This is a genomic window from Nostocoides japonicum T1-X7, from assembly GCF_001046855.1.
Lineage (GTDB): Bacteria > Actinomycetota > Actinomycetes > Actinomycetales > Dermatophilaceae > Nostocoides > Nostocoides japonicum.
The window spans coordinates 3,349,786-3,362,054 of the sequence record NZ_HF570958.1 but is presented as its reverse complement, the minus strand read 5'-3'; the positions used below and the strand labels follow the sequence as shown (position 1 = coordinate 3,362,054).

Here is a 12,269-nt window from a genome sequence, read left to right as displayed (position 1 = left end):
CGCCGCGGCCCAGCGCCGGTCCGCCGCGCCGACACCATCCGCGCCCGCCGGGTCCGCGTTCGGCGCCGGCGCCCTCGGCGGTGGCAGCAAGGACCTCGACACGAGCCAGCTCCCCGAGGGCTTCGAGAAGTTCCTGGGTCGCGGCTGATCCCCGTGCTCGCGACGCTGACCGCCGGGACGGGCGGGCCGCGGGTGGCCTTCCTCCACGGCCTGTTCGGCCAGGGGCGCAACTGGATGCAGATCGCCAAGGCGGTCAGCGGACCCGACGGGGCGGACGCGCGCTGCCTGCTCGTCGACCTGCCCGACCACGGGAGGTCGCCGTGGTCGGAGGAGTTCTCCCTGGAGGGGTATGCCGCTGCCGTCGCCGCGACGCTCCGCGCGACCGGGGGCGAGGACCGGTGGATCGTCGTCGGGCACTCCCTCGGCGGCAAGGTCGCGATGGCCCTCGCGCTCACCGAGCCGCAGCTCGTGGGCCGGCTCGTCGTCGTCGACATCGCGCCGAAGGACTACGGCGACCTCGAGCGCTTCGCCGGCTACATCCGCGAGATGCAGGCACTCCCGCTCGCCGAGCTCACCTCACGCGCGGACGCCGAGAGCCGCTACGTCGAGTCCGACCCGGGCGTCAAGGCGTTCCTCCTGCAGAACCTGCGGCGGGACGGTCACTCCTGGCGGTGGCAGGCCAACCTCGACCTCTTCGCGCGCGACGTCGCCCGCGGCACCGACTCGCTCGTCGCGGACTGGCCGGAGTCGCTCGCCGAGCGCCCCGCATACGAGGGACCGGTCCTGTGGATCGCGGGGGCGGAGTCGGCATACGTCCGGCAGGAGGACGGCGAGGCGATGCGCCGGATGTTCCCCCGCGTGCGGCAGCTCACCGTCAAGGGGGCCGGGCACTGGGTGCACACGGACGCCCCGGGAGTCGTCGTCGCCGCGCTGCGCCGGGTCGTGGCGTCCGCCGGGAAGGCGGCCGACGCTCGGTAGGGTCGGCCCATGGCAACGGTGCTGCACCTCACCGGTCCCGTCCTCGCCGGGCCGGACGACGTCCGTCCCGAGGGGTGGGTCGTCGGAGGACGGATGACGTATGCCGCGCCGCGCGGCGACCACGACGTCACGACGGTCGACGGCTGGGTCCTGCCCGGGCTCGTCGACGCGCACTGCCACGTCGGGCTCGGGCCTCACGGGGAGGTCCCCCGTGAGGAGGCGGAGCGGCAGGCGACGACGGACCGTGAGCACGGGACGCTGCTCATCCGCGACGCCGGGCAGCCGGGCGACACCCGGTGGATCGACGAGCGGGACGACCTGCCGAAGGTCATCCGGGCCGGGCGGCACATCGCCCGGACGCGACGGTACCTCCGCAACTACGCCTGGGAGGTCGAGCCCGACCAGCTCGTCTCCCGCGTCCGGGCCGAGGCTCGCGCCGGGGACGGCTGGGTCAAGCTCGTCGGCGACTGGATCGACCGGGAGGTCGGCGACCTCGCGCCGTGCTGGCCCGTCGACGTCCTGACCGAGGCCATCGCCGCCGCCCACGAGGAGGGTGCCCGGGTGACGGCACACTGCTTCGGGGAGCAGTCGCTCCGCGACTTCGCGGCGGCGGGCACCGACTGCATCGAGCACGCGACGGGCCTCGACGCGGACACCATCTCCTCCTTCGCGGAGCAGGGCATCGCGATCGTCCCCACACTCGTCAACATCGCGACCTTCCCCCGCATCGTCGCGTCGGCCGCCGAGAAGTTCCCGGAGTACCACCGGCACATGCTCGACCTCCACGAGCGGCGGTATGCCACGGTCGCCGCCGCCGTCGACGCGGGCGTCCCCGTCTACGTCGGCACCGATGCCGGCGGGTCGCTGCCGCACGGCCTCGCCGCGCAGGAGTGCGCCGAGCTGCGCGCCGCCGGCCTGACGACCGCGGCGGTCCTCGAGGCGGCGACGTGGGGTGCGCGAGCCTGGCTCGGCCGGCCCGGGCTGGAGGAGGGCGAGGACGCCGACCTGCTCGTCCTGCCCGCCGACCCGCGCGCGGACGTGGGCGTGCTCGCCCACCCGTCGATGATCCTGCTGCGCGGGCGCTCCTGGCGCTGACGTCGCGCGGGCCTGACCCGGCACCGGGCTCCTGACCCTGACCGGATGGCGAGACGTCACCGCCGCTCGGTCGCCTCGTTGACCCACAATTGTCAAAAGTCCTACTTCACTCATGGGTTTTGGGTACTTTCGTTCCGTCAGCACGCAATCGTCCACCGCATCACGTCAAGGAGCCCTCCACATGTCCCGTCGACTTCGCGTCGTCCTCACCTCCGTCACCGCCGTCGCAGCACTCGGCCTGACGGGCTGTGCGGGCGGTGGCTCCAGCGACACGGCAGGCAGCGGCGCCTCCGCCGGAGCCAAGACCACCGGCACCGTGAGCATCTACGGCTACTCGGTCGCCAAGCAGGTCTACAGCCAGCTCATCCCCGGCTTCCAGGCCACCGATGCCGGCAAGGGCATCCAGTTCCAGCAGTCCTACGGGGCCTCCGGGGACCAGTCGCGCAAGGTCGGCGCCGGTGCCCAGGCCGACATCGTCAGCTTCTCCGTCGAGCCCGACGTCACGCGCCTCGTCGACGCCGGAATCGTCGACCCGTCGTGGAACTCGGGGCAGTACAAGGGCATCCCGTTCGGCTCGGTCGTCGCCATCGTCGTCCGCAAGGGGAACCCCAAGGGGATCAAGGACTGGGACGACCTGCTCAAGCCGGGGGTCTCCGTCGTGACGCCGAACCCCTTCAGCTCGGGCTCGGCCAAGTGGAACCTCCTCGCGCCGTATGCCGTGAAGAGCGACGGCGGCAAGAACCCGGCCGCCGGCCTCGCATACCTCACCAAGCTCATCACCCAGCACGTCCACGTCCAGCCGACGTCGGGGCGTGAGGCGACGGAGACCTTCGTCCAGGGCACCGGCGACGTGCTCCTGTCCTACGAGGACGAGGCGATCGCCGCGGTCAAGGCGGGCGACGCCGTCCAGTACTTCATCCCGTCGCAGACGTTCAAGATCGAGAACCCGGTCGCCGTCACGAAGAACAGCAAGAACCCGACGGCGGCGAAGGCGTTCGACGACTACCTCTACACCGACGCCGGGCAGGAGAACATCGCGGAGGCCGGCTTCCGGCCCGTCGTGAAGAGCATCGCCGACAAGCACGGCGACACCTTCCCGACGCCGCAGAAGCTGTGGACCATCGCCGACCTCGGTGGCTGGCCGTCGGTCGACAAGGACCTGTTCACCAAGGGCTCGGGCAAGATCGCGGTGATCTACGACAAGGCGACCAAGTGACCTCGGTCGCGACGCCGCCCCCTCCGTCGCCTGCCGTCGAGGCGGCGGAGACGGTGCCGCCCGCCCGGGGCACGCGCGCCCCGGGCGGCCGGTCGCTCCAGGTGGGCCTCGTCGTCACGTGGCTCAGCGTCATCGTCCTCCTCCCGCTCGCGGCCCTCACGGCGAAGTCCTTCGCCGGTGGGGTGTCCGGGTTCTGGGACGCCGTGACCGCTCCGACGGCGCTCGCGGCGCTCCGCGTCACGATCCTCGTCTCGGTCGCGGTGGCCCTCCTCAACGCGGTCATGGGCACCCTCATCGCCTGGGTCCTCGTCCGGGACGACTTCCCCGGCAAGAAGGTCGTCAACGTCCTCATCGACCTGCCGTTCGCCCTGCCGACGATCGTCGCGAGCATCGTCCTGCTCAGCCTCTACGGTCCCGACAGCCCCGTCGGCATCCACATCAACGCGACCCGGTGGGGACTCGTCGTCGCCCTCGCCTTCGTCACCCTGCCGTTCGTCGTGCGCTCGGTCCAGCCGGTGCTCCTCGAGGCCGACCGCGAGGTCGAGCAGGCCGCCGCGTCGCTCGGTGCGAGCGGGCCGACGACGTTCCGCCGGATCGTCCTGCCGACGCTCGCCCCGGCGATCATCAGCGGGACGGGACTGGCCTTCGCACGCGCCATCGGCGAGTACGGCTCCGTCGTGCTCATCGGCGGCAACATCCCTCGCGAGACCCAGGTCGCCTCGCAGTACATCCAGCAGGCGATCGAGATCGACCAGCCCGTCAACGCGGCGGCGGTCTCGGTCACCCTCCTCGCCATCGCCTTCGTGACGCTCTTCGTCCTGCGGGTGGCCGCGGGGCGGGGCCGGCGCCGCGAGGAGGAGGTCCGATGACCACGTCGACGACGTCCCGACTCACCCTGCGCACCCTCGCGCTGGCCTACCTCGTCGCACTTCTCGCGGTGCCCGTCCTGATGATCCTGTGGCGCACGTTCGAGCCCGGGTTCGGCGCCTTCTGGGAGTCGATCAGGACCCCGGCGGCGATCTCCGCGATGAACCTCACTCTGCTCATCGTCGCGATCGTCGTGCCCCTCAACGTCGTGTTCGGGGTGACGACGGCCCTCGCGCTCGTCCGGGGATCGTTCCGCGGCAAGGGGTTCATCGAGGCGGTCGTGGACCTGCCGTTCGCCGTCTCCCCGGTCGTCGTCGGCGTGTCGCTCATCATGCTGTGGGGCGTCGGCGGCTGGTTCGGAGGGGTCGAGCATCTCGGCTTCCGGGTCATCTTCGGCCTCCCCGGCATGGTCATCGCGACGATCTTCGTCACCCTCCCGTTCGTCGTTCGCGAGGTCGAGCCGGTTCTCGTCGAGATCGGCACCGAGCAGGAGCAGGCGGCGGCCACGCTCGGGGCGAGCGGCTGGCAGACCTTCTGGCGGATCACCCTCCCCGCGATGCGGTGGGGGCTCACCTACGGCGTCGTCCTCACCATCGCCCGCTCGCTCGGCGAGTTCGGGGCCGTGACCATGGTCAGCTCCAACTTCCCGGGCATCTCCCAGACCCTCACCCTGCTCGTCAACTCCCGCTACATCGACGACCAGAACACCTACGGGGCGTATGCCGCCGCGACCCTCCTCATGGGCCTCGCGGTCGTCACGCTCCTGCTGATGACCCTGCTCGACCGCAAGAGGAGCACGACATGATCACCGTGACCGGCGCCCGCAAGGACTTCGGGACCTTCCGCGCCCTGGACGACGTGAGCATCGAGATCCCGTCCGGCACGCTCACCGCCCTCCTCGGCCCGAGCGGGTCGGGGAAGTCGACGCTGCTGCGCTCGATCGCCGGGCTCGAGTCGCTCGACGCGGGGACGGTGGTCATCGCCGGCCGGGACGTCACCCGCGTCCCGCCCCAGCAGCGCGGCATCGGCTTCGTCTTCCAGCACTACGCGGCGTTCAAGCACATGACGGTCCGCGACAACGTCGCCTTCGGCCTGACGATCCGGCGCCGCCCCAAGGCGGAGGTCCGGGCGAAGGTCGACGAGCTGCTCGAGGTCGTCGGGCTCGAGGGCTTCCAGCACCGGTATCCCGCCCAGCTGTCCGGCGGTCAGCGGCAGCGGATGGCCCTGGCCCGAGCCCTCGCCGTGGACCCCGAGGTGCTCCTCCTCGACGAGCCGTTCGGGGCGCTCGACGCGAAGGTCCGGGCGGACCTGCGGCGTTGGCTGCGGCGCCTCCACGACGAGGTGCACGTGACGACCGTGCTCGTCACCCACGACCAGGAGGAGGCTCTCGACGTCGCCGACACGATCGCCGTCCTCAACCGTGGGCGCATCGAGCAGATCGGCGACCCGGACACCCTCTACGACGCCCCGGACAACCAGTTCGTCATGTCCTTCCTCGGCTCGGTGTCCTCCGTCGGTGGGACGCTCGTCCGACCGCACGACATCGTCCTCGAGCGGCCCGCTCCCGACGACACGCGGGCGAACGGCCCGGGGCGAGTCCTCGCGACGATCGAGCGCGTCGTCCGCCTCGGCTTCGAGGTGCGGGTCGAGCTGCGCGACGCCGACGGCGAACGGTTCGCGGCGGAGGTGACCCGAGGGGTCGCCCAGCAGCTCGGCCTCGTGGCCGGGGAGCAGGTGTGGGCGGTGGCGCCGTCGCACGCGGTCCGCGACCTGCCGCAGCCGCCCGATGCCGGCGTTCCGGCCGATGCCGCCGAGGCGGACGAGGTTGCGTCCACGGCCGGCGTGGGGGAGCCCGCACGGGCCTGAGCCGGGCGCGAGGTTCCTTCCCATCGGCGCTGCAGCCATGAGTAGAATTCCTATATGAAAGTAGGTTATCGGGTCCGGACGCGCTCATCATCGGCGCTCCCAAGGCCGGGACGAGCGCCCTCCACGCAGCCCTCGCGATGCATCCCCAGGTGTTCACGCCGCGGATCAAGGAGCCGAAGTACTTCATGTGCGCGGACGCCCCGCCACCGGCATACGTCGGTCCGGGCGACGCCCACAGCCAGCAGGAGTGGGTCTGGCGACGGGAGGACTACGAGGCGCTCTTCGCGCCCGCGCCCGAGGGGCTGGTCCGCATCGAGAGCACGCCGTTCTACCTCTCGCTGGGCTCCGCACGGCGTCGGATCGCCGAGGAGCTCCCGGACGCCCGGTTCGTCGTCGTCGTCCGTGACCCCATCGACCGGGCGTACTCCAACTGGATGCACCTGTGGGTCGACGGTCTGGAGCCGATCCCCGACTTCGTCGAGGCCTGGCACGCCGAGCGGGACCGGATCCGCAGGGGCTGGGCGCCGTTCTGGCACTACCAGCGGCTCGGGCGGTACGGCGAGCAGCTGGAGGACCTGCTCGGACTCGTCGATCGGGACCGGGTTCTCGTCATCCGGTACTGGCAGCTGGTCAGCGAGCCCGTGAGCACCCTCGACCGCGTCGCCGCCTTCATCGGCGTCGAGCCCGACGTCGTCACCGTTGTCCCGAAGGACAACGCTCGCGGCTACGTGCAGCCGGGACCCCGCGCCGCCGCCCTCGGCCGCGTCGTGCGGGCCGGTGCGTATGCCGGGCAGCACGTCCGCCCGGAGGTCTGGCGGTCGGCGAGCCGGCCGCTCCTGCGGGTGCTCCAGCACGGCGGCCCGGACCGCCGTCCCGCGCTCGCGCCCGAGGTGCGGGCCGCGCTCGTCGAGGAGATCGCCGACGACGTCCGCCTCCTCGAGAGGGTCCTTGGCGAGTCGTATGCGGACTGGCTCGCGGCGACCGGTCGCGGCTCGTTCGCCGACCGGGCCGCCCAGGCCGGCGAGCCCGCAGACGCCGGCTCCTCCCGCGGTGCGGCCCTGCCTCGGGAGCGTGCGAGCTAGGAGACGCGGGTCGGGGAAGGAGGAGGGCCTGACCCGCCCGGTCGCGAGGTGAGCCCGGCCGACAGGCCCGGTCGGCTCAGGCGGGACGGCCTGCGACCGTCGTCATGAGGTCGTGCGATCCGTCGGCCCGGGCCACCTCGGCGTAGAAGCGGGCCCGGCCGTCGGGCAGGGGCACGGCCGCGGCGTACCGGAAGGCGCCGTCGCCCTCGGGGGAGGCGACGAGCGGGGTGTCGGAGACGGGGACGAGCCGGCCGTCGACGGCCTGCGCGAGGCCGGTCGTCTCGAACCAGTTGGCCTCGGCCGTCGCCCTCCCGTCGTAGAGGACGGTCAGCGGGTCGAGGCCGAGGACCGTCGTGACGCGGGTTCCTCGGGAGTCCCAGCGGTCCGGGGTGGGAGCGAGGGCGACGCCCTCGTCGTGCCAGACGAGACCGTCGGGGCTCGTCGCATACCGGGTTACCATCCGGTCCTCGTGACCCGGCTCGGCGAGCGGGTGGCAGCAGACCCACATCCGCCACCGGTCCCCGTCGCGGACGACGACGGGGTCCTTGACGCCCCAGTCCGCGTCGCCCGCGAGGACGACCGTGCGGTGTCCGGAGGGCAGGTCCTCCGGACGTGCCGCGTCGAGCGCCTCGATCCACCAGTGCTTGGAGCCGGGCGTCGCGCAGCTGAGGTAGAGGCGCCACCCGTCGTCGGTCGGCATGACGACCGGACGCTCGAAGGAGGCGGCGCCGAACGCGTCGCGAGACACCTCGCATACCGTCGTGAACCGCACGCCGTCGGTCGAGCGGGCGACGACGACACTCACGCCCCGACCCTCGTCGAGGGGCCGGCGCACGCGGTAGGCGAGCCAGAAGACGTCGTCGACGAGGACGGCGCTCGCCGCGCCGGCCCAGTTCCCGGGACCCGGCCCGGGCGCCGGCACGGCGACCTCGGCGTCGTCGAAGCGCGGCAGCAGGAGGTCGAGGGTCGTGGACATGGCGACCAGGCTATTCGGGAGTCGTCACCGTCGATGCCCGAACGTCACGGGGACCATGCGGATCCGCCGAGCCGTGCGGTCCGTGTCCGGGACGTGATGGCGATGCGACACAATGCCGCCGTGGACATCTCGGCGCGCACCGACTACGCGGTCCGCGCGATGCTCGCGCTCGCCGAGTCGCAGGGGAGCGGCGACGATCTCGTGAGCGTCGAGACCCTCGCGCACCGCCAGGACCTGCCGCGCAAGTTCCTCGAGGCCATCGTCTCCGACCTGCGCCGGGCCGGCCTCGTGTCGAGCGTCCGGGGGACCCGGGGCGGCTACCGGCTCGCGCACGAGGCCTCGGGGATCACGCTCGGGGACATCTTCCGCGCCGTCGACGGGCCGCTCGCCGAGGTCCGCGGCCTGCGGCCCCACGAGACGAGCTACGAGGGTGTGGCCGAGCACCTGCCCACCGTGTGGGTGGCCGTCCGGGCGAGTCTGCGGACCGTCCTCGACGAGACCTCCCTCGCCGACGTCCTCTCCGGGCACCTCCCGGCCCACGTCGAGCGGATGGCCGCAGCACCCGACGCATGGGAGAGCCGCTGACCGGAGCGGCTCGGTCGACCGGGTCGGTGGATCGGGTCGGAGGGTGCCGGGTCGACCCCGACGGTCACGGCGTGTGACCTCAGGACTCGCGTGGTCAGGGGACCCGCGTCGGTCTGGCACAATGGACGGCTGTACCCGTCCGGCCGGGCCCCTCTCGTCCGGTCCGGATGCCTACACATCGAGCATCGGCACCCCGGCGTGTTCCCCACCCCGGTCTCGCCGTGCTCACAACCAGAAGCAGGAGTGACCACCCACGTGGCCGTCAAGATTCGTCTCAAGCGCATGGGCAAGATCCGTGCACCGTTCTACCGGGTCGTCGTCATGGACTCGCGCACCAAGCGCGACGGACGGGCGATCGAGGAGATCGGCAAGTACCACCCGACCGAGGAGCCCTCGGTCATCGACATCCGGTCCGACCGGGTCCAGTACTGGCTCGGTCAGGGCGCCCAGCCGACGGAGGCCGTCGAGGCCCTCCTGAAGGTGACCGGCGACTGGCAGACGTTCAAGGGCGAGCCCGGAGCCGAGGGCACCCTGAAGGTCAAGGAGCCCAAGCCGAGCAAGCGCGAGCTCTACGACGCGGCCATCGCGGCCGCCGGGTCCTCGCGGGCCGACGACACCTCCGGTGCGACGACGCCGCGCAAGCGGACCGCCAAGAAGGCGGACGAGGCCCCCGAGCAGGAGCAGGCCGCGCCCGCCGAGTCCGAGAGCGGCGACTCCGCGAGCGCCGACGCCGACGCGTCGGCCGAGAAGGCCGAGGCCTGATCGTGCTCGACGAGGCGCTGGAGCACCTGGTCACCTCGATCGTCGACCACAAGGACGACGTCGTCGTCCGGGAGAAGAACCTGCGCCGCGGAGAGGTTCTCGAGGTGCGCGTGCACCCCGACGACCTCGGCCGGGTCATCGGCCGGGCCGGTCGCACCGCCTCCTCGCTGCGCACCGTCATGGGTGCGCTCGCCGGGGGCAAGAACGTTCGCATCGACATCGTCGACACCGACCGGGCGCGCTGACCGCGTCTCCGCTCGCATCCACACCGCCTGCGCACGGCGGGCATGCCGGAAGCCTGTCTTCCCGCATACCCGCCGTGCGTTCGCGTATGCGGGATCGTGGGATGCGCGCCCTCGCACCGGAGCGGCCTGTGGGGAAGCTGGCCTGTGCCCTGACGCCGGCCAGCCTCCCCACGAGCACGATTCACCCGTGTCACCGCGCTCCGCTCTCCCCGTTAGGTTGGGTCCCGTGACCGATGTCCTCATCGCCCGGATCGGCAAGCCCCACGGGCTGCGCGGCGAGGTGACCGTGCAGGTCCACACCGACGACCCCCGGGCGCGCCTCGTCGAAGGGGCACATTTCACGACGGAGGCCGCCGCCGGCTCGGGGGTACCCCGCGAGCTGACGGTGACCTCGGCCCGGAGCCATCGCGGCGTGTGGCTCCTGTCCTTCGCGCAGATCCCGGACCGGACGGGCGCCGAGTCCCTGCGGGGGACGCGGCTGTTCGCCGCCGCCCACGCCGCGACGAACGGTGGACCGAGCGACGACGAGGGGTGGTACGAGGACGAGCTCGTCGGCCTCACGGCATACGACCCCTCGGGCATGATCGTCGGACAGGTGAGCGGACTGCGGACCGGCTCGGCGCAGGACCTGCTCGTCCTCACCCTCCCCGACCACCACGAGGCGATGGTGCCGTTCGTGACCGCACTCGTCCCCGTCGTCGACGTGCCGGGCGGACGGGTCGTCGTCGACGCACCGCCCGGCCTGCTCGACCTCGGCCGGCCGGACGACTCCTCCGGCGAGGGCTGACCCGGTGCGGATCGACGTCGTCACGATCTTCCCCGCATACCTGGAGCCTCTCGGCCTCTCCCTCATCGGGACCGCCCGGCGCGCCGGGCTCCTCGACATCCGGGTCCACGACCTGCGCGACCACACGCACGACCGCCACCGGACCGTCGACGACAGCCCGTTCGGCGGGGGAGCCGGGATGGTCATGAAGCCCGAGCCGTGGGCCGCGGCGCTCGACGCGGTCGTGGCGTCCGCACCCGCCGCGGGCGCCGTGCCGCACCTGATCGTGCCGGGACCGGGTGGGGTGCCGTTCACCCAGGCGCTGGCGCGGTCGCTGGCCACCGAGCCGTGGCTCGCCTTCGCGTGCGGCCGCTACGAGGGGATCGACGAGCGGGTCTACGAGCATGCGTCGGCCCGTATGCCGGTCACGGTCGTCTCCCTCGGCGACTACGTCCTGGGCGGAGGCGAGGTCGCCGTGCTCGCCATCGTCGAAGCAGTGGCCCGGCTGCTTCCCGGCGTCATCGGCAACGCCGACTCCCTCGTCGAGGAGTCGCACGAGGACGGGCTGCTGGAGTATCCCGTCTACACGCGCCCCGCCTCGTGGGTGGACGGCGCGGTCGTGCGCGACGTTCCTCCGGTGCTGCTGTCCGGCGATCACGCGGCGATCGCGGCATGGCGGCACGAGCAGCGGGTGCGGCGGACGGCGGCTCGCCGCCCCGACCTGCTCGCGAGGACCGCCACCGTGTCCGGCCTCGGCGACCTCGACGTCGCGGTCGCCACGCCGGCCGACGCGCCGGAGCTCCTTACCCTGCAGCGGGCCTGCTGGGTCAGCGAGGCGATCGCGAACGACTCGCTCGGCATCCCCCCGCTCCACGAGGATCTCGCGACGGTCACCGCCGATCTCGGCACCTGGCGGACCTGGGTGTTCCGGGTGAGGGGCGACGGCGCAGGGGCAGGGCGCGAGGGCACCGGTTGGGCGGAGACAGGTCGGGCTGAGGCCGGCCAGGCAGATGTCGATCAGGCGGAGACAGGTCGAGCGGAGGCAGGCCGGGGAGGTGCCGAACAGGGCGGACGCGCGAAGGTCGATCGGGGTGGTCGGCTCGTGGCATCCGTGCGGGCGCGGTGCGCACCGGACGACGAGACGACCTGGCAGATCGGCCGGCTCATGGTCGCGCCCGACCTCCAGGGGCGCGGCCTCGGCCGGGCGCTGCTCGGCTATGCCGAGGCCGCTGCACCACCCGGCACCCGGACCCTGTGGCTCACGACCGGAGCCGGATCCACGCGGAACCTGCGCGCCTACCGCAAGGCGGGCTACCGGGTGCGACCGGGCGAGGGCGCCGTCCCGGGAACGGTCGAGCTCACCAAGCCCGTGCGCTGACCCCTCATCGGCAGGTGCGGGGTTGTCGTGGTTTCTTTCGTGTTCTGACCACGGAAAGCTCACACCTGCCGGGCCGGGACGCGGGCAGGGCGTGCCAACCGCTGCGTGATCAAACCCCTGTGTCCAAGTTTCCGGGGGGTGGTGCGCGTGCACGTGCCGAGAAGATGTCGTCAGTCGCGTCTGGGGACGACATCAACTCGGCACGTGCGGGGTTGGCGTGGTCGCTGAGCCGGCGGCCGCGGAGGTCGAGCGCCTGCCGTGAGGGGTTGACCGTTGCGCGAGTCCTTGTGGGGAAGCTGGTCAGGGTCAGGGCTCGGGTCAGTTTCCCCACAAGGACTTGGTGGGTCGTTCCTGGTCCTGGGGTGCTCGGGTGGTCGGCAGGTGCGGGGTTGTCGTGGTTTCTTTCGTGTTCTGACCACGGAAAGCTCACACCTGCCGGGGAGGGGTGGGGGG

General features: G+C 72.3%; 13 protein-coding genes and 1 pseudogene. 13 read left to right on the top strand and 1 reads right to left on the bottom strand.

Features of this window, described 5'->3' with window-relative positions; translation table 11 throughout:
• Nucleotides 1–153: 153 nt before the first annotated feature.
• The 8 genes and pseudogenes from BN12_RS15240 to BN12_RS15210 all read left to right on the top strand — a co-directional run bounded on the left by BN12_RS15240 (nt 154) and on the right by BN12_RS15210 (nt 7,104).
• Complete coding sequence (locus tag BN12_RS15240; protein WP_048553782.1) at nt 154–978, top strand: alpha/beta fold hydrolase; 825 nt, start codon at nt 154–156, stop codon at nt 976–978.
• A 9-nt stretch (nt 979–987) separates the two neighbouring features.
• Nucleotides 988–2,073 (top strand): amidohydrolase family protein, encoded by a 1,086-nt coding sequence (locus BN12_RS15235; RefSeq protein WP_048553780.1) that lies wholly within the window; start codon nt 988–990, stop codon nt 2,071–2,073.
• Nucleotides 2,074–2,254: 181 nt separating this feature from the next.
• Nucleotides 2,255–3,289 carry a sulfate ABC transporter substrate-binding protein gene (locus BN12_RS15230; RefSeq protein WP_048553778.1) on the top strand — a complete coding sequence of 345 codons (1,035 nt, stop codon included), beginning with the start codon at nt 2,255–2,257 and terminating at the stop codon, nt 3,287–3,289.
• A complete protein-coding gene (gene cysT / locus BN12_RS15225) occupies nt 3,286–4,158 on the top strand; it encodes a sulfate ABC transporter permease subunit CysT (protein ID WP_083454679.1) in 873 nt (290 codons plus the stop codon). The genes BN12_RS15230 and cysT overlap by 4 nt, the downstream gene beginning before the upstream one ends.
• On the top strand, nt 4,155–4,961 hold the full coding sequence (gene cysW, locus BN12_RS15220) for a sulfate ABC transporter permease subunit CysW (protein WP_048553775.1): 807 nt from the start codon (nt 4,155–4,157) through the stop codon (nt 4,959–4,961). The genes cysT and cysW overlap by 4 nt, the downstream gene beginning before the upstream one ends.
• A pseudogene (locus BN12_RS26720) lies at nt 4,958–5,605 on the top strand (sulfate/molybdate ABC transporter ATP-binding protein); the annotation flags it as partial. The gene cysW and the pseudogene BN12_RS26720, both read left to right, overlap by 4 nt.
• A gap of 36 nt (nt 5,606–5,641) precedes the next feature.
• Nucleotides 5,642–6,022 (top strand): TOBE domain-containing protein, encoded by a 381-nt coding sequence (locus BN12_RS26715; RefSeq protein WP_407667822.1) that lies wholly within the window; start codon nt 5,642–5,644, stop codon nt 6,020–6,022.
• Nucleotides 6,023–6,108: 86 nt separating this feature from the next.
• Entirely contained in the window at nt 6,109–7,104 is a 996-nt protein-coding gene (locus tag BN12_RS15210; protein WP_048553770.1) for a sulfotransferase family protein, read from the top strand.
• Between the two features lie 76 nt (nt 7,105–7,180).
• Here BN12_RS15210 and BN12_RS15205 read toward each other — a convergent pair whose 3' ends face one another.
• Nucleotides 7,181–8,080, bottom strand: a complete 900-nt coding sequence (locus tag BN12_RS15205; RefSeq protein WP_048553768.1) for a glycoside hydrolase family protein — start codon at nt 8,078–8,080, stop codon at nt 7,181–7,183.
• 120 nt (nt 8,081–8,200) lie between these two features.
• Between BN12_RS15205 and BN12_RS15200 the strand changes: the two genes are divergently transcribed.
• The 5 genes from BN12_RS15200 (at nt 8,201) to trmD (ending at nt 11,816) form a co-directional block, all read left to right on the top strand.
• On the top strand, nt 8,201–8,665 hold the full coding sequence (locus BN12_RS15200) for an RrF2 family transcriptional regulator (protein WP_048556459.1): 465 nt from the start codon (nt 8,201–8,203) through the stop codon (nt 8,663–8,665).
• A 255-nt stretch (nt 8,666–8,920) separates the two neighbouring features.
• Nucleotides 8,921–9,427, top strand: coding sequence for a 30S ribosomal protein S16 (gene rpsP / locus BN12_RS15195; protein WP_048553767.1), 507 nt, complete (start codon nt 8,921–8,923; stop codon nt 9,425–9,427).
• Nucleotides 9,428–9,429: 2 nt separating this feature from the next.
• On the top strand, nt 9,430–9,672 hold the full coding sequence (locus tag BN12_RS15190) for an RNA-binding protein (RefSeq protein WP_048553766.1): 243 nt from the start codon (nt 9,430–9,432) through the stop codon (nt 9,670–9,672).
• Between the two features lie 226 nt (nt 9,673–9,898).
• Nucleotides 9,899–10,459, top strand: a complete 561-nt coding sequence (gene rimM / locus BN12_RS15185; protein ID WP_048553764.1) for a ribosome maturation factor RimM — start codon at nt 9,899–9,901, stop codon at nt 10,457–10,459.
• Nucleotides 10,460–10,463: 4 nt separating this feature from the next.
• Nucleotides 10,464–11,816, top strand: a complete 1,353-nt coding sequence (trmD, locus tag BN12_RS15180; RefSeq protein ID WP_048553761.1) for a tRNA (guanosine(37)-N1)-methyltransferase TrmD — start codon at nt 10,464–10,466, stop codon at nt 11,814–11,816.
• Nucleotides 11,817–12,269: the final 453 nt, after the last annotated feature.